This window comes from Streptomyces sp. NPDC005281 (assembly GCF_040607495.1).
GTDB lineage: Bacteria > Actinomycetota > Actinomycetes > Streptomycetales > Streptomycetaceae > Streptomyces.
In genome coordinates, this window is the sequence record NZ_JBEXGX010000015.1 from 171212 (window position 1) to 193157 (window position 21946).

Here is a 21946-nt window from a genome sequence, read left to right on the forward strand (position 1 = left end):
GGCCGGCCAGGTGGAACCGGACAGCTCACTGGCCGTGGAAGTACCGCGAGCTCTTCTCGTTGAAGTACGAGGCGTAGACGCGCCCGAGGACCGGCTTGCCGCGGTACGTCCCCACGTACTGACGCGAACTGTCGACCACGACGGGCCGGGTCATACACGCGAACTTGACCCGCTGCTGCGCCTCGGCCCACTGCACGGCCGCGGGATCGACGCGGTCGCTGACCAGCAGCGGGAAGGCTCCGATGCCGTTCTGGAAGCCGACGGGCAGACCGCCCTTGGTGTCCTTGGCGTACTTCATCACCTGGTCGGTGAAGCCGGAGATGGCCGGCACGGTTATCTCCGGCACGGCCGCGGCGACCGTGAACAGGTGCAGTTTCGTCCCCATCCAACGCATCCGGAACTCGCCCCGCCGCCCCACGAGTACGGGCACCCCGGCCCAGTCCTCCCACCGGGTGGCACATCCGTCGGCGGTCAACTGCTGTTCCACGAAGGTCAGATAGCTGCCCGGGGCGGATTGCTGCTGGTTTGCGTCCATGGCGGGATCCTAGGGTCCCGGGACGGCGACCGGAACGGCTGCGGTGGGTTCCGGCCGGGGACCGGTGAGAGCGGCGGGACCCCGGGGTGTGTGCCGGGCCCGTACGGGGGAGCCGGCCGCCCGGGATCCTCGGCTAGGCGCCTGTCGTGGACCCAGGCCGGATGATCATCAGGACGGTGACGGTGGCCCACAGCAGGTTGAAGATCCCGGTGAACATCGCGAGCCGCACGGTGGCCGCACGGTCCACGGCCCCCGCTCCGACTGGTCCCGCCAGGATCGCGCTCTGCCGGGGCAGCACCAGCACGGCGAGGACCACGGCCGCGAGCGCGGTCAGCGCGATCGAGACGATCAGCCAGGTGTCGCCGAGCACGCCCATGTCGCTCGCCGTGGCGAACCCGAAGACGGGGACGACGACGCCCGCCACGGCGTACACCTGGCAGATGCGGTGCAGCAGCCGGGCGGTGGCGAGGGCGCTTGGGTCGTCCGGCGCTTCGAGAACCTTGCGCGCGGCGGGCGGGAACATGCTCGCGGCGACGCTGACGGGCCCGATGGCGACGATCGCGGCGATGACGTGGACGGCGAGGAGGAACTTGGTCACGGGGTGACGGTAGGGGGTCGGGCAGATCTTGGAGAAGTGGCACTTTTGCCAGGGGGCAACGGATTCTGGCCAGAGCTTTTTGGTCGAGGTCGCCAGGGTTGCCGGGGTGACGGAGCGGGCGCGCCGCAGACGCCACGGCGGCGGAACCCGACATACGGGCCTGGCGAGAACCCGGTGGATGCCTCGGCGCCTGGCGAGAACCCGGCGTATGCATAGGCTCTGGTCATGCACACCGTGGCCGTCCTGGCGCTCGACCAGGTCATCCCGTTCGATCTCGCAGCCCCGATCGACACGTTCGGCTGGGCCCGGCTGCCCGACGGCCGTCCGGCGTACCGGACCCGGGTGTGCTCGGTCACGGCCGGCGCGGAGGTGAGCGCGGGAGCGTTCACGCTGCGCGCCCCGTACGGCCTGGAGGCGCTGGCCGACGCGGACACGATCATCCTGCCGGGCGTGGCCGACCCGTCCGCCCCGCTCCCGCCGGGCGTCGCGGAGGCGCTGCGCGCGGCAGCCGCGAACGGCACCCGGATCGCCTCGGTCTGCGTCGGCGCCTTCGTCCTCGCCGCCACCGGCCTGCTGGACGGACTGCGAGCCACCACGCACTGGGTCGCGGCCGGGGAACTGGCGTCCAGGCACCCGGAGGTGACCGTCGACCCGAACGTCCTCTACGTGGACAACGGCCAGTTCCTGACCTCGGCGGGCGCGTCGGCGGCGCTGGACATGTGCCTGCACATGATCCGCAAGGACCACGGCTCGGCGGTCGCCGCGGACGCCGCCCGCATGTCCGTGATGCCCCTCGAACGGGAGGGCGGCCAGGCCCAGTTCATCGTCCACACCCAGCCGCCGGCGCCGGCGGGTACGGCCATGGAGCCGCTTCTGGCCTGGCTGGAGGAGAACGCGGAGCGGGAGCTGACCCTGGAGGACATCGCGGTCCGGGCCGGCATGAGCACCCGCACCCTCAACCGCCGCTTCCGCGAACAGACCGGCACGACCCCGCTTCAGTGGCTGCACCTGGCCCGGGTACGCCGAGCCCAGTACCTCCTGGAGACGACCACCTACCCGGTCGAACGCATCGCCACCCAGGCGGGCTTCGGCTCCCCGACGGCTTTCCGGGACCGCTTCAAACGAGTGGTCGGCACGAGCCCGCACGCGTATCGGCGGGCGTTCAGGGGCTCGGAAGAACAAGCTTCCTGAGCCACGGGTCCGCCCCGCCCCGACCCGACCCAAGCCGACCCGGACATGGGCGCGCCTCTGGGCCCGGGCATGGCAGCACTCCTGGGCGTGGGCCTGCCCATGCGCTCGGGCGTGCCTCTGTGCGTGGTTCGGCTCCTGGGGCTGGTGGCGCCTGGGCGTGAGCCCGCCCCTGGGTCTCAGCCTGGGCTCAACTCAGGCGCGCCGGTCGGCCACGGCCCAGGAGGCGAGGGCCATGGCACCGGCGACGCCGAAGACGGCGGGCCAGGCGCCGACCTTCTTGGCCAGCGGGTGCGACCCGGCGAACGCGGCGACGTACCCGGCGGTCAGCGCCCCCGCGGCCACGCCGCCGGCCTCCTGCTTCCACTGCCGCGCGGCGGCGACCCCGGCAGCGGCCAGCACGACCCCGCCGAGCTGCCGCTTCCTGGTCCACCGGGCGACGCCATACCCACCGACAAGCCCCCCGGCGGCCACCACCGCGGCCGGAACCTTCGCCATCACTGCCTCCTCGTTCGTCACCCGAGGCTAACGCCCCGGCTGGCCCGGCCGTCCTGCCCCCCGGCACGAAGCTCACTGGCCGAGTCAACTCGTGATCGAGGCGTACGAGCTCACGTCGGCAGGAAGCTCGTGGTGTAGATCCCAGCTGATCGCCATAGGCTTGCTGCCGGTGTGGTTGAAGTATGTGGCTGGTCCCAGAAGCATCCACGGCTCGGCCTTGCCGATGCTGTTTCGCTTGTAGCGGCGCAGGAAAAGTAGGACATGGCTTCCGAGCCGGTCGTGCTGCTGGTATCGCAGGCCAGTCGCGGAGTTTGCCGGCGTGGTGCTCTGGGACTCCCAGTGAAAACGGGTCGGGCTCAGGGCATAGTCCTGGTAACGGACTGTTGGGGAGAAGTCACGTTCGCTCTTCTCCAGAGTGATGAGCAGGGCATCGGTCTTGAGGTCCTCCACCCAACGCACTCCTTGCCCGAAGTCTCTGGGCATCTGACCGTTCAGCCGTGCCACTCCCAGGGCCGAGAGAATCTCGGAGCGGTTGTAGGAGCTATGGATCTTCAAGGGGACGTGAGCGAGGGAGCCTTCCAGCGGGAGAGGGTAGTGGTCCGCCGCTTCGAGGGCGCACGAGAGAACCTGCTGTAGCTCGTCACGCAACATCGGCTGGGATCGCAGCGACTCAAGACCCTGGCGGTAGCTGGAGAAACCGCCACCGTTGTCCCACAGGTTGAAGAAGAGCATGCGAGCGTAGGCCGCCTCCTCCACTGGCAGGGAGTCGTAGTCGGGGGCGTCGTCTGTGAGCAGTCGAAGGTACGCGTGGATGCGATGGGGGTCGTCGACGTGCAGGAAGGCATGAACGCGCTTGAGAAGCTCTGCTTCGCCCGGCGGTGCCTCCTCGCGAATGAACCCAGCCTTGCGCAGCACCTTGGTCCAGGAGTTGTCGCTCTTGTAGAGCTCTTGGATGTCCCGGCGGCTCTCACGTAGGTAGTCCGCCAGCCGCGGGGTGCTGTAGTCCCTGGCTTCTCTGGCCAACGTGGTGATGGTGGCTTTGAGCTGCGTACGGATGTTGTCGAGGATGAGGTCTTTGGACTTACCTTCCAGGATGATCTGGCACCCGGACGGCAACTGCGGGAAGTCCTGCTCGATGCTGTTGACGAGGCGGTTGCGGGACAGGTTGGTCAAGGCCCGGAACTGCTCTTCGAAGCGGAACTCTGCTCGGTGTTGACCGATGAAGTCGAGCACTGTGAGGACAGGCTTGTTCGGTGTTCGTCGCAGGCCCCGCCCAAGCTGCTGGAGGAAGACGGTCGCACTGTTGGTAGGGCGCAGCAATAGGAGTGTGTCAACGTCAGGGATATCTAGACCCTCGTTGAACAGGTCAACGGAGAAGATCACCTGAATGCGACCTTCTTTGAGATCGTCAAGTGTCTGCGCACGCACCTCAGAGCGGGAGTCACTGTCGAGAGCCGTCGCTTGGAATCCCGCTCGGCGGAAGCAGTCCGCCATGAAGTGCGCATGCGCCTTGGACACGCAGAATCCGAGGGCCCGCATAGAAGCAGGGACTGAGATTTTGTCCTCAACTTGCTTGATGACGATGCGCGCCCGAGCTTCGTCACCCGTGTACAGATAGCCGAGTTGATCCCGGTCGTATGCACCCGAACGCCAGTTGAGGCGGGTCAGATCCGTGCCGTCAGGAATCCCGAAGTAGTGGAAGGGGCAGAGCAGATCGTTCTCCAGGGCTTCCCAGAGGCGAAGTTCCGCGGCGATACGTCCGTCGAAGAACTCGTTTTGCACACTGCGACCGTCCATCCGCTCCGGGGTCGCGGTGAGACCTAGAAGCTCGGTCGGCTTGAAGTGCTCGATGACTCGTCGGTATGTCTCGGCGGTGGCGTGGTGGAACTCATCGATGACGATGACGTCGAAGTGCCCGGGGTCGAGCTGCTCCAGGCGCTGGAGGTTGAGCGATTGGACACTGGCGAAGACGTGGGTCCGATCGCGTGGCTCTTGGCCGCTGTGGAGGGGCTCTCCGAAAGATGCGTTGTCCAGCACTTCTCGGTAGGTACGCAGGGACTGGTTCAGGATCTCCTTGCGGTGAGCGACGAAGAGCATGCGGGGAAGTTCGCCGCCGCGTTTGTCGCGCATACTCCGATAGTCCAGCGCCGCCATGACGGTTTTGCCCGTACCCGTCGCGGCGACGAGGAGATTCCGGCTGCGGCCGCGGATATCGCGTTCGACGCCAAGGCGCTCCAGCATGTCCTTCTGGTGTGGGAGGGGATGCACCTCAAGGCCCGAAAGGCTGATCTTGAGTTCTCCAGCAGGGCCAGTACCACCTGCCCTGGCAAGTGCCTCGGCGAGCCGCTCACCGTCTTGATCGGGGTCGTAGGACTCGAAGGCGGTGTCGGCCCAGTACGCGTCGAAGGTCGCCTCGAACTTGTCCAGCACTCTTGGCGTGGCCACTGAGGACAGCCGTACGTTCCATTCCAGGCCATCGAGCAAGGCAGCCTTTGAGAGGTTCGAACTGCCCACATACGCGGTGTCAAAGCCTGTGTTGCGCCGGAACAGCCATGCCTTGGCATGCAAGCGCGTCGACCTGATCTCGTAGTTGACCTTCACCTGGGCGCCGAACTCACGCACCAGTCGGTCCAAAGCGTGCCGGTCGGTGGCGCCGATGTAGGTGGTGGTGATGACCCGGATGGGGACTCCACGGTCCTTGGCCGCGCGGAGCGAGTCCTCGAGAACCCTTATTCCGTACCACTTTACGAAGGCGCAGAGCAGATCGATGCGGTCGGCAGTAGCGAGCTCGGCCCGCAACTCCGCCCCCAGGCTCGGATCATCCGGCGCATTGGTGATCAATGCTGTTTCGGACAGGGGAGTCAGGGGCCTGATGGCGTAGGCGCCAGGAGCCTCCTGCTTGGCCAGGGCGAGGAGTTGGCGGGGGCCATCGACGATGGTGGGTGACGGCTCGTTCACATCCGGGTCCGGCATGCTGCTGACCAGGGACTGCATGATCTGGTTGGCCGCGGCCACCTGTTTGTCGTGAGGCAGCAGGCTCAACCGTCGTCCCACGGCCTCGCCGATGTAGCGCGCCAGGACATGGGGGGACGACTCGGCGCTGACCTCGGCGTGAATCGGCTTCCATCCGGCCGCATTCAACTGGTCGATCTGTGCCTGCACGCCCTCGGTGATGAGCTCCTCGTACACGCCCGCAACAGGCTGTGACAGATCCCCTGACTGAACCACGCTGGCTCCCCCCGATCGCTCATTGCGCCATGCGCAGTTCTAGCAGGGGGCGCTGACACGATCGAGTCATGAGCTAAGGATGAAGGCGAAGGTGCACCCCAGACTGCTTGTAGTCCGGGATGCACCTCATGGGAGACAGCGAAGCGTGGCGGTGCCACTGGCCATCACACGGCCCCGTGGCACTCCCCGTAAGAGGCCCCCGACCCGCACCAGCACTCGCTCGTCCGCTGCGGTGGCCATTCGACCGCCAACCCCCTGGCCGCCAGGGTCGTCGCGTACTGGGGGAGCAGGGTCGTATCCGCGGGGGACGAGGCCTCCGAGGCTGCGAAGGCTTCGTAGGAGGGGACCGTGGCGGTGACGATGCCCAGGTTCGGGGTGCCGGAGACGGCGAGTTCGCGCAGGGACGCCTCTATCGTCGCGAGGTGCTCGCCGTGGGACGGGTACTCGGTGGTGAGGTCCGGGTACGCCGTGGTCAGTTCCGTGAGTTCGGGGGCCGCCCAGTGCAGGACCGCCACCGGGAACGGGCGGGAGAGCGCCTCGCGGTAGGTGCTCAGTTCGGCCTGGAGACGACTGATCTCGGCCTGGAGTTCCGCCGGGTTGTCCGAGCCGAGGGACCAGACCCGCTTCGGGTCGTGGAGTTCGTCCAGGGAGATCGGGGACGAGTGGAGGGTGTCGGCCAGGGCGTCCCACTCGTCGTGGGCCGCGCCCAGCATGCGGCGTACGCGGTGACGGCCGAACAGGAGCGGGAGCGTGGCGTACGGGGGCTCGGGCACGTCCGTCAGGAGCAGGACCGTTCCCTGCGTGAAGGTGTCCTGTGCCGCCTCCAGCTCGTCGTGCGACTCCAGGGCCTCCGCCACGATGACCCAGGGGGCCGGATCGCGGGGGGCCGCGGCCCTTACGCCGTCGATGATCGCGCGGGCTTCGGCCTCGTGGTCGTACTCCCACAGGTTCGACGCCTTGAGGGCGCGGACGAGGTAGGGCTTGTCCAGGGGGGTGTCCGAGGCGAGGAGGCGGTCGTAGAGGGTGGTGGCGCCGGGGCGGTCGCCGGCCAGTTCGAGGTGGGCCGCTGCCTGTAGGAGCAGGTGCTCGGCGTCCTCCGGGTACAGGCCGGCGGTCCGCTCCAGGCGAGCCGCTTCGGCGGTGTGGTCGACGTTCTCGGCAGGCGTGTCGGGGCGCATGGGTGACACCGTACTGCCGCCGGGCCACCAAGGAGAGAGACCTGCTGGCCAGAGACGCGGGAGTCCCCGGCGGCATATTCAGGAATGCCGCGATGCCGCGAGTGTGGGGGTGCAGGGGTGCAGGGGTGTGGCGGTGCGGTGGTGTCCGGTGTCTGCCCGCGGCGAGGTCCTCCGTGTCCGCTCAGGCCACCACCCCGTCCACCTGCACCGTCTGTACCGCCCCCGCCGCGAACGGCACCGCGACGGACCTGCCGCTCAGGTAGGTGTCCGAATGGGACGTGTAGAGGTCGCCGGTGCCGGACGTCAGGGTGTTCCAGCGGGGGACCAGGCCGCCGGTGCCGCCGGTGACCGTGGTGAAGCGGGAGAGGTCGAAGGTCAGGGTCTGGGCGGACGTGGCCTTGTTCGCCGCGACGATCACCAGACGCTTCGCCGTCGCGTCGTACGCCGCCACCGCGTAGTCCACACCCGTGTCCACGATCGTCATCCCCGGGCGGATGTGGCGGCTGAACTGGGCCATCACATAGAGCTTCGTCTCGACCGCGCCGGCCGTCAGGGTGCTCGCGTCGTACTTGATCATGCCCCAGCCCGCCGTGGGGTCCATCACCTGCCAGTAGACCCAGGCGGTCGGGTGCAGCCAGCGGAAGTCGAGCAGGAGGTTGCTCGCCAGGGTGAGGCCGGTGCCGTCCCCGTCGCCGTACTCGGAGTTCCACAGGGTTTTGCCGGAGGCCGTCACGGCGTCCGTGTAGAGGAGGTCCCGGCGGCCGCCCGAACCCTGGTAGCCGTGCACGTTGACCCGGTTGACCAGGCCCTTGGTGGTCGAGCTGAAGGAGCTCCATGTCGTGCGGGCCAGGTCGTAGCTCGTCTCGTCCGACGCGGAGATCCTGGTGGCGGTCAGTCCCCGGGTGTCCAACTCGCTGCGCAGATAGGGGAGTACGGCCGACTGCACGGACGCGTCCACGTGGCAGCCCTCCTGGGTGCCGGTCGACGTCCACCAGCTCGACGAGGGCTCGTTGAACGCCTCCACGCTGGCGAAGTTCACGCCCCAGTTCGTTTTCGCGTAGAGGGCTACCGCCGCGAGGTGGGAGGCGTGCCGGCGGTAGTTCCAGGACTGGAGGTTGTTGCCGCCGCCGGACGCGCCCGACGGGTTGTGGTTCAGACACATCCACCACATGGGGGAGTTGGCGAACAGCTCACTCGTCGCGCCGCGCGCCGTGGCCCTGGAGAGGGCGGCGCGCTGGGTGGCGTCCGCCGTCCATTTCCACGCCGACGACGTCGGGTCCTCGTTGTTCCAGTCCTGCCAGTAGCCCTCGATCTGCTTGAAGGAGGGGATGTTGGCGGAGGCGGTCATGGTCTCGCCGTTCACGCTGTTCCAGCTGCACGCGCCGAGGTTGTAGCGGGCGATGTTCAGGCCGAGACCGGGGCGCGAAACGCCGTTGTACGTCGTCGACTTGGTGGTGAAGAACAGGTCGGCGAAGTCGTCGCGGGCGCCGAAGACATTGGCCCACCACGCGAGCGAGGTGCCCCACCCCTCCCATTTTCCGTACGTCGTCGCCGGGTTGACGGCGATCGTGGCGTCCGCGCGGGCCGTGCCCGTCGCCAGGGCGCCGCCCAGGACCGTACCGCCCGCGGCGGCCAGAAGTGTTCTGCGTCGGATCATGGCTGGCTTCTCCGTCCGTCACAGCGCGACTCACGTTCCTACCGACGGAGTTGGCTGTCTGTGTCGACTCGACTTCGAACTCGGTCGCCGGTTCGTTCCCGCCGGCGCTTGCCTGTTCCGGTGATGCCATCAGGAAGCATCGGGTGTGGCGCCTGAGGTTGTCGAGGGTTGCGACAGCCCTTTCTAAAACGGCTGGAGGAAGCACCGAAGGGACCCGGTCGAGGAGCGTCCTGCGGACAGGAGCCGCGCGGGGCTGGAGAGTTGGCGGGGTGACGCCTATCGTGCGCCCGGCGAAGGGGGCGTACGGATGCGGGCTCCGGGGGTCGTTCACCACGGCACGCGGCGACGTCGTGCCGCGTACCGGCGAGCTCTCTGGAGCGGTGCCGAGGTGCTCGTCACCGTCGGAGTGGTGCTGCTCCTCCTGGTCGCGCACCAGCTGTGGTGGACCAACCGGGAGGCGCGGCACGGTGCCGAGCGCAAGGTGCAGGCGCTGGAGCGGGAGTGGGGAAGTCCGGATCCGGGGAGCGCCGTCTCCGCCGAGGGCAGTGGGGGGAGCGCGGGGAGTGGGGGCGGGAAGGCCGCCGGGGGGCAACCGGCGGGGCGGCGGGCCGGGTCCGGGACGGGTTCCGGGGGTGGGGGCGACGGCGGCCAGGCGCACCCCCGTTGGTCCCAGGCCTACGCCGTCCTCGGCATTCCGCGGCTCTCCCTGCGGGTGCCGGTCGCGGAGGGCGTCAGCAAGACGGACGTCCTCAACAAGGGCTACGTCGGCCACTACAAGGGAACCCAGCAGCCGGGCCAGGCCGGGAACTTCGCGCTCGCCGGGCACCGGAACACCCACGGCGAGCCCTTCCGGTACCTCCCGAGGCTCCGGCGCGGTGACACGATCACCGTCGAGACGAAGGCCGCCGTGTACACGTACACCGTCGACCGGACGCTTCCGCAGACCTCCTCGCGGGACGTCGGGGTGATCCGCCCGGTACCGCGCAGCACCGTCCGGCCGTCGTACGGGTACAGCCGGCCCGGGTACTACATCACGCTCACCACCTGCACCCCCGAGTACACCTCCCGGTACCGCATGGCGGTGTGGGGGACGCTCACCTCGGTGCGGCCCCGCTGACGCAGAGGGGCCGCCTCCTCTCCGTCCCGCCCGGGCGGGCACAGGGAGTCGCCGGGAGCCGCCGGACCTCTCGGCCGGACCTCGCCGCCGGGAGCCGCCGGACCTCGCTGCGACGCCCCGCCGGGAGCCGCCGTCCTCCCGTCCGCTCAGGCCCGGTCCCGCAGGACCAGAACGCTCGCCGCGGCAACTGCGGCCAGCCCCGCCGACACGATGATCGCCACGTTCGCGCCGTGTGCCGGTCCGCCGGTGGAGGTGACCAGGGCGATCGTGAGGGCGACCCCGGCGCACGAACCGATGTAGCGGAAGGTCTGCTGGGCGCCCGAGCCCATCGCCACGCGGGTCGCGGGCACGGATTCGACGGCCAGCAGCGGCAGCGCGGCGTTCAGCAGGCCGCTGCCCACGCCGGAGAGCACGAAGCCCGGGAGGAGGCGGAGCCAGGAGCCGGAGCCGATCGCGCCGAGCATCGTCAGGACGCCGGCCGCGTGCAGCGCGAAACCGAGGGCCAGCTGATGGCGGTGCGAGACCCGGCCGGCGAGACGGCGGGCCTGGAGGGCCACCGTGAAGGACAGGCCGGACCACAGCAGGAACAGCCACGCGGTGTCCATGGCGGACATCCCGAGCGTCCGCTGGAGCAGCGCCGGCAGGAAGCTGAACAGGCCGATCACCGCGAGGCCCGTGAAGAGCCCGCCCGCCGACGAGGCGAGGAAACGCCGTTGCCGGAGCAGGCCGAGGTCGATCATGGGTGTCCCGCTGCGACGCTCGACGGCGACGAACGCGGCCATCAGGACGAGGAACGCGGCCAGCAGCAGACCCACCGGCGCGCGCAGCCAGCCGTCGCGGCCGAGCGTCAGCGCGGCCACCAGCGACACCAGGGCGAGGCCGAAGGTCAGTGCCCCCGCGAGGTCGGGCCGGCCGCCGCGCGTCGCGCGGGACTCGGTCAGGGCGCGGGTTCCGAGGAGGGCGACGAGCAGGGCGGCGGCGCCCAGGACGGCGTACGTCATCCGCCAGTTCCAGGTCGCCACGGCGCCCGCGAGGAGCGGACCCACCGCGATCCCGCCGCTGACGAACGCGCCCCACACCCCCGTCGCACGCAGCCGCCCGCGCGGGGTCGGGAAGGCGTGCACGATCAGCCCCAGACTGCTGGCGAGGATCGCGGCGCTCGCCGCTCCCTGCGCGATGCGGGTCAGGGTGAACAGCCAGGTGGAGCCCGCGAGCGCGCCGAGCGCGGTGGTGAGGCCGAGGGCCACGGTGCCGGCCAGGAAGATCCGGCGGCGGCCGTAGTCGTCCGCGAGGCTGCCCGCGACCAGGAGCAGCGCGGCGAGGCCCAGCGGGGTGCCGTTGAGCAGCCAGGCCTGGGCGGAGACCGAGGTGTGCAGAGCGGCCGCGGTGTCCGGAAGGGTGACCATCGGGGCCGTGTACGTCATCAGGGCCACGGTGGTGGCGGCACTGGTGAGGGCGAGGGTCGGGGCCGCCCGCGGAGCGCTTTGCGCCGGGGAGGCGGAGGAGGCCGAGGAGGCCGGAGTGGTTCCGGGGAGCGGTGAGGTTCCGGAGGCCGGTGGGTTCGAGGAGGGCGTGTGCGTCGGACCGGTCGGCGCGGTCGACGTCACGGTGCCCTCGGAAGATGCGGTGACGTGCGCGGGCTGCGTGTTGATCTCGGGCCGGTCGAGCCGGGTCATGGCCTGCCTTCGCTTCCCTGGGTCGGTTCTGCGGGACGAGTAGGTTCGGTCATTGAACCCTGTGTATGGGTAGACGGTAGCACTTAGGTTCGTTCAATGAACCAACACGTCGGAAAGTGGCTACAGTGGAGGCATGGCTCTGGGCAAGGACTACGCGACGCAGGAGTGCTCGATCGCCCGCGCGCTGGAGATCGTCGGCGAGCGCTGGACGCTGCTCGTCATCCGCGACGCGCTCTACGGCGTACGGCGCTACAACGACTTCCTCGTGCACCTCGGCATCCCGCGCGCCGTGCTGGCGGCCCGCCTCCAGGCGCTCACCGCCGAGGGCGTCCTCGAAAAGCGCCGCTACCAGGAGTCGCCGCCGCGTGACGAGTACGTCCTGACCGACCGGGGTATCGCCCTGTGGCCCACCCTGCGCTCGCTCGGCCTGTGGGGCCGCGAGCACTTCACCGAGAGCCGCCTGCGCTACTTCCGGCACGCCGTCTGCGGCACGGAGCTCGGCCCGTACGGCGAATGCCCCGTCTGCGCTGTGGTCGTGCCCGTCCCGGACGTCGAGATGACACCGGGCCCCGGACTCGACCGGGACCCGGCGGATCCGGTCAGCCGTGCCCTGCTCGCGCCGAGGCGGCTGCTCGAGCCGGTCGACACGGACCCGAAGAAGGCGATGCCCGCGGGGGCCGGTTCCGGCGGGCCGGACGCGCCGGCCTCCCGGTAGACGGGGCGGACTCCCGGGGGCCGGGTCGGAGTCCCCGGCGGTCGGGGCGGACTTTCGGTGGGCGGTGCTTAGGCCCTGGTGGCCGGGGTGGACTTCCAGTCGGCGGTGGGTAGGCCCTGGTGGTCGGGGGGTGGACTCCCGGTGGGCGGGGCGTAGGCCGGTGGGCGGGGCGTAGGCCGGGTACAGGGCGGTCGCCGGGGCGGCGTTCGTGCCGGGCGGGGGCGGAGTGCCGGGGGTCTGCCCGGGTGGATCGCGGTGCGGACGGTGTGGCGGATGCCGCGTCCGATTCCGGGCGGTCCGCCGGGAACCATCCTGTATAACGAACGGAGGGAAACGCGAACGCGCACCACGTACGAGAGGAGGAGCGGCAGATGATCCGGACCCGGAGCTGGGCCGACGCCCGCCCCGCCGCCGTACTGCTGCTTCTGCTCCTCGAGGTCGCGCTGCTCGACTCGGGCAGCCTCGCCGCCACCGTCGCGTTCGCCGCGACGGCCGCGGCCGGGTCCGCCTTCGTCGCCTGCTCCCTCATGGTGGCGCGCTGCGCGCCCGCCGTGCCGCCCACCCGGGTCCGTACGGCCATCCGCGACCGCGACCGCCGCACGGCCTTCCTGCCGCAACGCGATCCCGACGCCAGCGGAAGGCCTCGCCCCAGGGCACCCGGACACGCCCTCCCGGCGACCGCGTAGGCACCCCTCCACTCCACCCCGGCGACTGTCCGCCCCCGGTGGCGGTGGCTCTCCACTCCCGGTGACGCACCCCGATGATTCGGGGGCCCACCCCGGGTGGCGCTCACTCACGGGTGACCCGCGCGGGTCGTCATGCCGCATTCCCACCCCCGGCACGACGAGACCCCCGGAGGGCTCACACATGTCCACGTTCATGTCCGTTTTCGCGCACCTGGTCGAGCACATCGCCGACCTGCTCCAGCCGCTGTTCCACGCCTCGGCCGCAGCCGCGGCGATCGTCCTGTTCACCGCGCTCGTACGACTGCTCGTGCATCCCCTGTCGCGGGCCTCGGCGCGCGGACAGCGGGCGCGGGCCGCGCTCCAGCCGCAGGTCGCCGAGCTGAAGAAGAAGCACGGCAAGGACCGCGAGAAGTTCCAGAAGGCGCTGATGGAACTGCACGCCGAGGAGAAGGTGTCGCCGCTCTCCGGGTGCCTGCCCAGCCTGTTGCAGATGCCGGCCTTCTTCCTCCTCTACCACCTGTTCTCCAGCTCGACGATCGGCGGCAGGGCCAACACGCTGCTCGGGCACAAGCTGTTCGGCGCGCCGCTCGGGGGCCGGTGGGTGGACGCGCTCGGCGACGGCGGGGTCTTCGGGCCGGCCGGTCTCGTCTATCTGGGCCTCTTCGCCGTCGTCACGGCCGTGGCCGGTTTCAACTACGTACGCACGAAGCGGACGGCCGCTGCCGCGCCGGTGGCGGGAGAGGGCGAGCAGGCGGCCGCTCTCGCCTCGGTCGCCAGGATCATGCCGTTCATGTCCTTCTTCACGCTGTTCACCGTGGCCGTGGTGCCGCTGGCGGCCGCGCTCTACGTGGTGACCAGCGCCACCTGGAGCGCGGTGGAGCGGGCCGTGCTCTACCGGGACATGCCCGGAGCGGTGCCCGCGGCCGCGGCTCTCGCCTGACAGCGCTCTTCGTCGGCCGGTCCCGTCTGAAGGGGCTCGTCATCGGCCGGTCCAGTCCGACGGTGCCTTCCGTCTGCTGGTCCCGTCCGAGGGGGCTCGTCATCGGCCGGTCCAGTCGGACGGGGCTCGTTTTCGGCTGTTCCGGTCCTGCGGTGCCTGGATTCGGCTGGTCCAGTCCGTGAACGGGGTCTTGCGGACTGGACGGTGAGCTTGGAGGATCGCACGGTCCTCCGATGGCCGCACCCATCGGTCGACGGCCCGCGACCGAGGGAGATGGTGACCGTGAAGCTGCTGCGAGTCGGTACGGCCGGATCGGAGCGGCCCGCGCTGCTCGACGCCGAGGGGACCCTGCGGGATCTGTCGGGCCTTGTCGCCGACATCGACGGGGCGCTGCTCGCCGACGACGCCGCGCTCGGACGGATCCGGTCCGCCGCGGCGACCGGTGAGCTGCCCGCGCTCAACGCGGACGGACTGCGCGTCGGACCGCCGGTGGCCCGGATCGGCAAGGTCGTGTGCATCGGGCTGAACTACCACGACCACGCCAGGGAGACCGGGGCCGAGCCGCCGGCCGAGCCGGTGATCTTCTTCAAGGCGGCCGACACCGTGGTCGGGCCGAACGACACGGTGCTCGTGCCGCGTGGCTCGGTGAAGACCGACTGGGAGGTCGAACTGGCCGTCGTCATCGGCCGTACCGCCCGCTACCTGGAGTCCCGGGAGGAGGCGCTCGCGCATGTCGCCGGGTACGCGGTGGCGCACGACGTCTCCGAGCGCGAGTTCCAGATCGAGCGCGGCGGCACCTGGGACAAGGGCAAGAACTGCGAGACGTTCAACCCGCTGGGCCCGTGGCTGGTGACCGCGGACGAGGTCCAGGACCCGCAGGCGCTGCCGCTGCGGCTCTGGGTGAACGGCGAGCTCAAGCAGGACGGTACGACGGCCGAGCAGATCTTCCCGGTCGCCGAGGTCGTCCGGTACGTCAGCCAGTTCATGACGCTCTACCCCGGTGACGTCATCAACACCGGCACGCCCGCCGGAGTGGCCCTCGGACGGCCCGAGCCGAAGCCGTTCCTGAGGGCGGGGGACGTCGTCGAGCTGGAGATCGAGGGGCTGGGGCGGCAGCGGCAGTCGCTCGCCGACGCGTGAGCGCTCCGCTGGGTTCGCCGTCGGGGTCCGCTTCGGCCGGGGTGCGTTGTCCGCCGCGGGTGCGTTGTGGCTGGTCGCGCGGTTCCCCGCACCCCTGACGGAGCCTCGGTGTGCGCTGTCCGCCGCGAGTGCGTCGTGGTTGCTCACGCCCTTCCTCGCGCCCCTTACGAGGCTTCCACCGTGCCCTTCACCCTTCACCCCGCGCCCCGTCACGGGGCGCGGGGTGAAGGGTGACCCGGTGCTACCGGGCCAGGAACTTCTCCAGGGCCTCGACCACCATCTTGTGGTCCTCGACCTGGGGCAGGCCCGAGACCACCACGGTGCCGATCACGCCCGCGTCCTTCACGGTGATCGGGAACGCGCCTCCATGGGCCGCGTACGTGTCGGGGTCGAGGCGCGAGGAGTCCTCGAACGTCGTGCCCTTGGCGCGGAAGCGCGAGCCGACCAGCAGCGAGGAGCAGCCGTACCGCTCGACGACGCGGCGCTTGCGGTCGATCCAGGCGTCGTTGTCCGGGGTGGAGCCCGGCAGTGCCGCGTGGAAGAGCTGCTGGCCGCCGCGGCGGATGTCGATGGCCACCGGCGCCTCGCGGTCGCGGGCGAGTCCGACGAGGAGTGTGCCGAGGGTCCAGGCGTCGTCGTGGGTGAAACGCGGGAGCGTCAGCCGGCGCTCCTGCTCCTCAAGCTCGGCGATCTCCGGCGCGACGGGCGCGTTCACAGGGACACCACCACGGACTCGCGGGCGGAGCGGCGGGCCGCCTCGAGGACATCGAGGGCGGCGGCGGCCTCGTGGGCGCTGACCGGGTTCGGGCCGCCGTCACGGATCGCGGCGGCGACGGCCGCGTAGTACGCGGGGTACGCGCCCGGGACCGTCGGCTCGGGACGGCCGCCGCCGGTCAGCGGGGACTCGCCGGAGCCGACGCGCCCCCACAGGGCCTCCGGCTCGACGCCCCACTCGGTACCGGCGCCGGGGCGCTTGCCGTCGCGCAGTTCGGCCTCCTGCGGGTCGAGGCCGTACTTGACGTACCCCGCCTGCGAGCCGAGGACGCGGAAGCGCGGGCCGAGCTGGGCCGTCGTCGCGGAGACGTAGAGGTGGGAGCGGACCCCGTTCGTGTGCGTGATCGCGATGAACGTGTCGTCGTCGGTCAGGGCGCCCGGACGGCGGACGTCCGATTCCGCGTACACCGAGGCCGCGGGGCCGAAGAGGACGAGCGCCTGGTCGACGAGGTGGCTGCCGAGGTCGTAGAGGAGACCCCCGATCTCGGCCGGGTCGCCCGACTCGCGCCAGCCGCCCTTCGGCTGCGGACGCCAGCGCTCGAAGCGTGACTCGAAGCGATACACGTCGCCCAGCTCGCCCTCGGCGAACAGCTTGCGCAGGGTCAGGAAGTCGTTGTCCCAGCGGCGGTTCTGGAAGACGGAGAGCAGCAGTCCGCGCTCGTCGGCCAGGGAGGCCAGCTCGCGGGCCTCGGCCGCCGTCCCTGCGATGGGCTTGTCCACGACCACGGGGAGGCCGGCCCTCAGGGCGGCGGTCGCGATCGGGACGTGGGTCTTGTTCGGGGACGCGATGACGATCAGATCGAGTTCGTCGGCGCGTTCCAGCAGTTCCTCGGGCGTGGCGGCGAACCGGAGTCCGTCGCCGAACTCGGCGCGGGCCTGCGCCTCGCGCTCCGGGTTCGAGGTGACGACCGTGTCGAGGGCGAGCCCCTCGGTCGTGGCGATCAGCGGGGCGTGGAAGACGGAACCCGCGAGGCCGTAGCCGACGAGACCCACGCGAAGGGGCGTACCAGTACCAGTCATGCCTGTCATGCGTCCTACTTTCGCAACGCTGTTGCCAAAGTGCAAGCGCGGGGGACAATGGGGGTGTGAACAGGACCGACGTGGGTGGGGCCGGGATGCAGGAGATCTCCGGGAATTCAGGTGTACCCCGGACCTCGGGCGATTTCGCCGGCCCGGGCGCGGGCGGGGGCATCGACGCTTCCGGGGACCGGGACGGGGGCACGGTCATCGACGCTTCCGGGAACCGGGGTGAGGGCGGGGGCTTCGGCGCTCCCGGAGACCTGGGCGGGGGCGGGGCGGGCGGCGGTTCCGGCAGGAGCGGGGCGGCCGGGGTGAATCTGCCCGCGCTGCGCAGTCACAACGCCGCGCTGGTGCTCGACCTGCTGCGCACCGCGGGGGCCTCCGGCATCAGCCGCCTGGAACTCGCCGAGCGGACCGGTCTGACCCCGCAGGCCGTCAGCAAGATCACCGCGCGGCTGCGGGCGGGCGGTCTCGCCACGGAGGCGGGGCGCCTCGCGTCCACCGGCGGCAAGCCCCGTACGGTGCTGCGGCTCGTGCCCGACGCGGGGCACGCGGTCGGGCTGCATCTCGACCGGGACGAGCTGACCGCGGTGCTCTGCGATCTCGCCGGGGCCGTGGTGGCCGAGCGGCGAGCCCCGCTGGATCTGGGCGCCGGGGCCGACGCGGTGGTCGAGGGGGCGGCCGGGGAGGTCTCCGCCCTGCTCGGCGAGGTGTCGGCGCTGGGTGTCGGGGTGGCGTTGCCGGGGCCCCTCGATCACACCCTGGGGGTGCTGCACCGGGTCACGGGCTTTCCCGAGTGGGACGGGTTCGCGCTGCGGGACGCGCTTGCCGGGCGGCTCGGGCTGCCCGTGGTCGTGGACAAGGACACCAACGCGGCGGCCCTCGGAGTCGCGGTGGGCACCGGCGCCCGGCCCGGTTCCGGCGTCGCGGGCGGCGGGTCCTTCGCCTATCTGCATCTCGGTACGGGACTGGGCGCGGGCCTCGTGATCGGAGGGGGCGTGCACCGGGGGGCCCGTACCGGGGCCGGGGAGTTCGGACACCAGGTCATCCAGCTGGACGGGCCGCTGTGCGAGTGCGGGAACCGCGGGTGCATCGAGGTGCTGTGCCTGGACGCGGTGGGGCGGGGGGCCCTGGCCGAGGCGGCCCGGGTGCTCGGCGCCGGGGCGGCCAACCTGGTCGGGCTGCTCGACATCGACCTCGTACTGCTGGGCGGGCGCACGGTCGCGGCCCATGAGGAGGTCTTCCTCCAGGGGGTCGGAGCCGTCCTGGAGGAACGGGCCCGGCGTGAGGGAGGCGCCGCGGCGGTGCCGGTCCTGCCCGCCCCCGGCGGAGCCCGCGGCGTGGCCGAGGGCGCGGCCCAACTACTGCTGGCCCCGCTGTTCGGACGGGGGGAGGGCTGAGGGGGCCTGCGCGGCTTGCCTGGCTTGCTTGCGAGGCCTGGGTTTCCGCCTGCCGCGCTTGCTCCCGCGGGCGGGGTGGGTCGCCGAGTCCGCCGCGTCCGCCACAGCCACCCCGTCCACCGCATCCACCTCATCCGCACCAGTCCGTTGCCTGACGGTCTGTCGAGGGTGCCGCCGGACGGTGGGATTCGGGGGGCCGAACGGGGGTCGTTCCACGGGTGGCGGTCGGACTTCCGGGGCGGGGCGTGGCACGGTCACGAGGCCATTGCCCGGTACCGACTGACGCTTTCGGTCCTCCCGATCCCCGCCCTCTCCCGATCGGCCAAAGGCTCCTCATGCGACTGCGTACGTCTCATCCGCTCGCTCCGACCGCCCTCGCCCCGACCGCGCTGGCGCTGTGCGTGACGTTCACGTCCGCCCCGGCGCACGCGCTCGAACCCCGCCCGGACTGTGTCTCGTCCGACGCCCACGACTTCCCGATCAGGACCCGGATCCACGGCGGCCCCGACAGCTACCGGGCCGGAGGCGACTCCGGTACCTGGTACATCGACCTCACCAACACCACCGCGCACCCCTGCGGCGCGATCCACCCGGTCGTCGTTCTTGTGGACGACAAGCGCACGCTGCGGCCGGAACAGGCGCGGCTGGAGTTCTACGAGGGGGAGCGGGCCCACGCGGTGAGGTTCGAGCGGAGCGACGAGGCCGAGAACGTAGGACCGTTCGACGACGGCTTCCCCGGGTTCACCGTGGCCCCCGGCCGGACCGTCACGGTGAAGGTGCGGCTCTCCCTGGCCTCCGGCGCGACCGCCCCGAACGCCGTCGTCGCGAACGCGGCCGTCGTGCAGAAGCGCGCCGACGACGGCGACTGGGTGGGGGAGTCGAACACCTACCGCTTCCGGATCGAGGGCGCCGCCGAGGACCCGGAGGCGGGCAAGGAGACCGGCACGGGCGAGACCCCGGACGCCACCGTGGACGCCGGCACCGGCACCGGCGTCCACGCGAGTCCCGGTGCCGGTACGGACCCGAGCGCCAGTACCGGCCCCGGTGCCGGTACGGGCCCCGGCGTCGAGGCCCGTACAGGCACGGGCGTCGGGACCACCGCCGGGACCGGTACGGCGGCGCCGTCCGCCGACCAACTGGCCAGGACCGGACCCGGCAGGCCGAACCGACCGGCCCTGGCCGCGCTGGCACTCGTCCTCGTCGCCTTCGGAGCGGGGCTGTTCGCCCTGGCCCGCCGGATCCGCCCGCGCCGGCGCTGACATCCGGGTGGCCCGGCCGCCCCCGTGCTGACACCAGGGCGGCCCGGCCGTGGCCGTGTCGTGCTGACTAGGCTGGGCGTGTCGGCACAGCGTCGTTCCGGCAGCCCCGGTTCGAGTGCGTACGTACGCCAGGACGGCAGGAGACCCAGCACATGTCAGAGCGCAAGCCGATCGAGTCGTGGCTCACCGACATGGACGGTGTCCTCATCCACGAAGGTGTGCCGATCCCCGGCGCCGACGCCTTCATCAAGAAGCTTCGGGAGTCCGGGAAGCCCTTCCTGGTCCTGACGAACAACTCCATCTACACGGCCCGCGACCTGCACGCCCGGCTCCAGCGCATGGGCCTGGACGTGCCGGTCGAGAACATCTGGACCTCCGCCCTCGCCACCGCCAAGTTCCTGGACGACCAGCGGCCCGGCGGCACGGCGTACGTCATCGGCGAGGCGGGCCTGACGACCGCGCTGCACGACATCGGGTACGTCCTGACGGACCATGAGCCGGACTACGTGGTCCTCGGCGAGACCCGTACGTACTCCTTCGAGGCCATGACGAAGGCGGTCCGGCTGATCAAGGGCGGCGCCCGGTTCATCGCCACCAACCCGGACGAGACCGGCCCGTCCACCGAGGGCCCGCTGCCGGCCACCGGGGCGGTCGCCGCGCTGATCACCAAGGCCACCGGAAAGCAGCCGTACTTCGCGGGCAAGCCGAACCCGCTGATGATGCGGACCGGCCTGAACGCCATCGGCGCGCACTCCGAGTCGAGCGCCATGATCGGCGACCGCATGGACACCGACGTCCTGGCCGGTCTGGAGGCGGGGATGCAGACCTTCCTCGTCCTGACCGGGCTGACCACGCCCGAGGAGATCGAGCGCTACCCGTACCGGCCGTCGAAGATCGTCGACTCGATCGCGGACCTCGTCGACCGCGTCTGAGCCGCCGAGCCGGTTCCAAACCCGTGGCGACGCGCTCAGACCCGTACGGAGCAGTGGCGGCCCGCTGAAGATGCGGTCCGCCGCCCCGAGGGGGAGTCTCCAGATGTCTGGAGGTTTCACGATGCGCTCAGTGCGACTCACTCTCTGCGCCGGGGCGGTGGTCGCGGCGGCGTTCACGCCCGCCGCGTACGCGGCCGACGCGGGACCGGCCGGTGTCTCCGTGAACCCGCTGTCCCCGGCGGCGGGCAGTGACATCCGGCTGCGGGCCATGGGCTGTACGGGCCGGACGGGCACCGCGGTGTCGGACGCCTTCGTCTCGGACGCGCGGCTGACCGGCGGGGGCGGCGGCGGACTCGTCGGTGACACCCGCGTCCGTACCGAGCTGCGGCCGGGCAGCTACGGCGTTCGGGTCGACTGCGACGGCCACCGCGACCGGGTCGAGGGCACGCTCACCGTCCCGGCACCGGACTCCTCCCCGAGCGGCTCCTCCCCGCGTGTCTCCGCCCCTGCCTCGCCGGTCGCGCCCGTGAACGCCGGCGGCGGTGGAACCGCCCGCCTGTCCGCCACACACGACGCCCACGCCACGGGCGATGCCCACGCGGCCGGACCCGGCACCAAGCAGGCCGTGGTCGGCCTGGTCCTCGCGAGCGTCGCCGCGATCGCCGTGGCCGTGCGCAGCGCGCGCCGGGGCGACGACGGCCGCGACTGACATGGCCGAACCGGAGCGTTCCACCGGCGCCGGCCGGCTGCTGACCGGTGTGGCCTGGCTCGTGCTGCTGCTCGGGCTGTGGCTGTGGGGCCGCGACGTGACGGATCTGCGGCTGGGGACGTCGGCACCGACCACGGGGGACATCGCGGCGGTCGGACGGCCGCCGGAGGTACGGCTGCCGCCCGCGCTCAAGCCCCTGGGCGGCGCCAGGCCGCAGCGCGTCGACATTCCCTCGATGGGAGTGCAGGCCCCCGTCGTGGCCCGCGGGCTCGACGGCCGGGGTGCCGTCGATCCGCCGTCGTACGACCAGCCGGGTGTCGTCGGCTGGTACGCCTCGGGGGCGAAGCCGGGGGCCGCCGGGACGGCGCTGATGGTCGGCCACGTCGACACCGGGACCCGGCCCGCGGTCTTCTACCGGCTCAGCACCGTCAAGCCCGGCGACACCGTGCGGGTCGTGCGGGACGACGGGACGGTCGCCGAGTTCACCGTGGACGACGTCCAGGTGCTGCCGCGCGACCATTTCGACGCCCGGCAGGCGTACGGGGTACGGGAGTCGGGTCGGGCCGAGCTGCGGCTGATCACCTGCGGCGGAACCTTCGATCGAACCAGCGGCAGCTATACGGCGAACGTGGTCGTCTCGGCGTACCTCACGGGGAGCGGGCTCTGAGGCCGAGTGCGCTCGGCGGGGAGGGGCGT

At 71.2% G+C, this 21946-nt stretch carries 20 protein-coding genes; 11 read left to right on the plus strand and 9 right to left on the minus strand.

Annotation, left to right across the window (positions count from 1 at the left end):
- Positions 1-25: 25 nt before the first annotated feature.
- Entirely contained in the window at positions 26-535 is a 510-nt protein-coding gene (locus ABZV42_RS22210) for a levansucrase (protein ID WP_356053221.1), read from the minus strand.
- A 133-nt stretch (positions 536-668) separates the two neighbouring features.
- On the minus strand, positions 669-1133 hold the full coding sequence (locus tag ABZV42_RS22215) for a hypothetical protein (RefSeq protein WP_355980720.1): 465 nt from the start codon (positions 1131-1133) through the stop codon (positions 669-671).
- Positions 1134-1358: 225 nt separating this feature from the next.
- On the opposite strand from ABZV42_RS22215, the gene ABZV42_RS22220 reads away from it, so the two are divergent.
- Positions 1359-2324 (plus strand): helix-turn-helix domain-containing protein, encoded by a 966-nt coding sequence (locus ABZV42_RS22220; RefSeq protein ID WP_355980722.1) that lies wholly within the window; start codon positions 1359-1361, stop codon positions 2322-2324.
- Positions 2325-2516: 192 nt separating this feature from the next.
- On the opposite strand, the gene ABZV42_RS22225 is transcribed toward ABZV42_RS22220, so the two are convergent.
- From ABZV42_RS22225 to ABZV42_RS22240, 4 genes are all read right to left on the minus strand, one after another.
- Positions 2517-2819, minus strand: coding sequence for a hypothetical protein (locus ABZV42_RS22225; RefSeq protein ID WP_103554612.1), 303 nt, complete (start codon positions 2817-2819; stop codon positions 2517-2519).
- An 84-nt stretch (positions 2820-2903) separates the two neighbouring features.
- The gene (locus ABZV42_RS22230; protein WP_356053223.1) at positions 2904-6047 is read right to left on the minus strand and encodes a DUF3427 domain-containing protein; all 3144 of its coding nucleotides are present in this window, start codon (positions 6045-6047) and stop codon (positions 2904-2906) included.
- A 164-nt stretch (positions 6048-6211) separates the two neighbouring features.
- Positions 6212-7225, minus strand: coding sequence for an SEC-C domain-containing protein (locus ABZV42_RS22235; protein ID WP_356053225.1), 1014 nt, complete (start codon positions 7223-7225; stop codon positions 6212-6214).
- A 181-nt stretch (positions 7226-7406) separates the two neighbouring features.
- A complete protein-coding gene (locus ABZV42_RS22240) occupies positions 7407-8882 on the minus strand; it encodes a beta-1,6-galactanase (protein WP_356053227.1) in 1476 nt (491 codons plus the stop codon).
- 307 nt (positions 8883-9189) lie between these two features.
- Between ABZV42_RS22240 and ABZV42_RS22245 the strand changes: the two genes are divergently transcribed.
- On the plus strand, positions 9190-9999 hold the full coding sequence (locus ABZV42_RS22245; RefSeq protein ID WP_355980753.1) for a class E sortase: 810 nt from the start codon (positions 9190-9192) through the stop codon (positions 9997-9999).
- A gap of 146 nt (positions 10000-10145) precedes the next feature.
- Here the strand turns inward: ABZV42_RS22245 and ABZV42_RS22250 are convergent, their stop codons facing one another.
- Positions 10146-11675, minus strand: coding sequence for an MFS transporter (locus ABZV42_RS22250; protein ID WP_356053229.1), 1530 nt, complete (start codon positions 11673-11675; stop codon positions 10146-10148).
- Positions 11676-11808: 133 nt separating this feature from the next.
- On the opposite strand from ABZV42_RS22250, the gene ABZV42_RS22255 reads away from it, so the two are divergent.
- The 4 genes from ABZV42_RS22255 to ABZV42_RS22270 all read left to right on the plus strand — a co-directional run bounded on the left by ABZV42_RS22255 (position 11809) and on the right by ABZV42_RS22270 (position 15156).
- Positions 11809-12390, plus strand: coding sequence for a helix-turn-helix domain-containing protein (locus ABZV42_RS22255; RefSeq protein ID WP_356053231.1), 582 nt, complete (start codon positions 11809-11811; stop codon positions 12388-12390).
- Positions 12391-12761: 371 nt separating this feature from the next.
- On the plus strand, positions 12762-13076 hold the full coding sequence (locus ABZV42_RS22260; protein ID WP_355980760.1) for a DUF6412 domain-containing protein: 315 nt from the start codon (positions 12762-12764) through the stop codon (positions 13074-13076).
- Positions 13077-13269: 193 nt separating this feature from the next.
- Positions 13270-14016 (plus strand): YidC/Oxa1 family membrane protein insertase, encoded by a 747-nt coding sequence (locus tag ABZV42_RS22265; RefSeq protein WP_356053281.1) that lies wholly within the window; start codon positions 13270-13272, stop codon positions 14014-14016.
- Between the two features lie 282 nt (positions 14017-14298).
- Positions 14299-15156 (plus strand): fumarylacetoacetate hydrolase family protein, encoded by an 858-nt coding sequence (locus ABZV42_RS22270; RefSeq protein WP_356053233.1) that lies wholly within the window; start codon positions 14299-14301, stop codon positions 15154-15156.
- Between the two features lie 241 nt (positions 15157-15397).
- Here ABZV42_RS22270 and ABZV42_RS22275 read toward each other — a convergent pair whose 3' ends face one another.
- Positions 15398-15871: a heme-degrading domain-containing protein gene (locus ABZV42_RS22275; RefSeq protein ID WP_355980765.1), complete on the minus strand. Its 474-nt coding sequence runs from the start codon at positions 15869-15871 to the stop codon at positions 15398-15400.
- On the minus strand, positions 15868-16959 hold the full coding sequence (locus ABZV42_RS22280) for a Gfo/Idh/MocA family oxidoreductase (protein ID WP_356053235.1): 1092 nt from the start codon (positions 16957-16959) through the stop codon (positions 15868-15870). Before ABZV42_RS22280 ends, ABZV42_RS22275 begins: the two co-directional genes overlap by 4 nt.
- Before the next feature lie 56 nt (positions 16960-17015).
- On the opposite strand from ABZV42_RS22280, the gene ABZV42_RS22285 reads away from it, so the two are divergent.
- The 5 genes from ABZV42_RS22285 (at position 17016) to ABZV42_RS22305 (ending at position 21917) form a co-directional block, all read left to right on the plus strand.
- Positions 17016-18350: an ROK family transcriptional regulator gene (locus ABZV42_RS22285; protein ID WP_356053237.1), complete on the plus strand. Its 1335-nt coding sequence runs from the start codon at positions 17016-17018 to the stop codon at positions 18348-18350.
- Between the two features lie 335 nt (positions 18351-18685).
- Entirely contained in the window at positions 18686-19609 is a 924-nt protein-coding gene (locus tag ABZV42_RS22290; RefSeq protein ID WP_355980772.1) for a hypothetical protein, read from the plus strand.
- A gap of 152 nt (positions 19610-19761) precedes the next feature.
- Positions 19762-20541: an HAD-IIA family hydrolase gene (locus ABZV42_RS22295; RefSeq protein ID WP_355980775.1), complete on the plus strand. Its 780-nt coding sequence runs from the start codon at positions 19762-19764 to the stop codon at positions 20539-20541.
- Positions 20542-20662: 121 nt separating this feature from the next.
- A complete protein-coding gene (locus ABZV42_RS22300) occupies positions 20663-21250 on the plus strand; it encodes a hypothetical protein (protein WP_355980778.1) in 588 nt (195 codons plus the stop codon).
- Between the two features lies 1 nt (position 21251).
- The gene (locus tag ABZV42_RS22305) at positions 21252-21917 is read left to right on the plus strand and encodes a class F sortase (RefSeq protein ID WP_355980781.1); all 666 of its coding nucleotides are present in this window, start codon (positions 21252-21254) and stop codon (positions 21915-21917) included.
- The last annotated feature ends 29 nt before the right edge of the window (positions 21918-21946 follow it).

Bases quoted from the DNA above. Each gene is read 5' to 3' on its own strand.
- ABZV42_RS22210 (WP_356053221.1), bottom strand. From the start codon at position 535: ATGGACGCAAACCAGCAGCAATCCGCCCCGGGCAGCTATCTGACCTTC.
- ABZV42_RS22220 (WP_355980722.1), top strand. From the start codon at position 1,359: ATGCACACCGTGGCCGTCCTGGCGCTCGACCAGGTCATCCCGTTCGAT.
- ABZV42_RS22225 (WP_103554612.1), bottom strand. From the start codon at position 2,819: ATGGCGAAGGTTCCGGCCGCGGTGGTGGCCGCCGGGGGGCTTGTCGGT.
- ABZV42_RS22235 (WP_356053225.1), bottom strand. From the start codon at position 7,225: ATGCGCCCCGACACGCCTGCCGAGAACGTCGACCACACCGCCGAAGCG.
- ABZV42_RS22240 (WP_356053227.1), bottom strand. From the start codon at position 8,882: ATGATCCGACGCAGAACACTTCTGGCCGCCGCGGGCGGTACGGTCCTG.
- ABZV42_RS22245 (WP_355980753.1), top strand. From the start codon at position 9,190: ATGCGGGCTCCGGGGGTCGTTCACCACGGCACGCGGCGACGTCGTGCC.
- ABZV42_RS22250 (WP_356053229.1), bottom strand. From the start codon at position 11,675: ATGACCCGGCTCGACCGGCCCGAGATCAACACGCAGCCCGCGCACGTC.
- ABZV42_RS22255 (WP_356053231.1), top strand. From the start codon at position 11,809: ATGGCTCTGGGCAAGGACTACGCGACGCAGGAGTGCTCGATCGCCCGC.
- ABZV42_RS22260 (WP_355980760.1), top strand. From the start codon at position 12,762: ATGATCCGGACCCGGAGCTGGGCCGACGCCCGCCCCGCCGCCGTACTG.
- ABZV42_RS22265 (WP_356053281.1), top strand. From the start codon at position 13,270: ATGTCCGTTTTCGCGCACCTGGTCGAGCACATCGCCGACCTGCTCCAG.
- ABZV42_RS22280 (WP_356053235.1), bottom strand. From the start codon at position 16,959: ATGACAGGCATGACTGGTACTGGTACGCCCCTTCGCGTGGGTCTCGTC.
- ABZV42_RS22290 (WP_355980772.1), top strand. From the start codon at position 18,686: ATGCGACTGCGTACGTCTCATCCGCTCGCTCCGACCGCCCTCGCCCCG.
- ABZV42_RS22295 (WP_355980775.1), top strand. From the start codon at position 19,762: ATGTCAGAGCGCAAGCCGATCGAGTCGTGGCTCACCGACATGGACGGT.
- ABZV42_RS22300 (WP_355980778.1), top strand. From the start codon at position 20,663: ATGCGCTCAGTGCGACTCACTCTCTGCGCCGGGGCGGTGGTCGCGGCG.
- ABZV42_RS22305 (WP_355980781.1), top strand. From the start codon at position 21,252: ATGGCCGAACCGGAGCGTTCCACCGGCGCCGGCCGGCTGCTGACCGGT.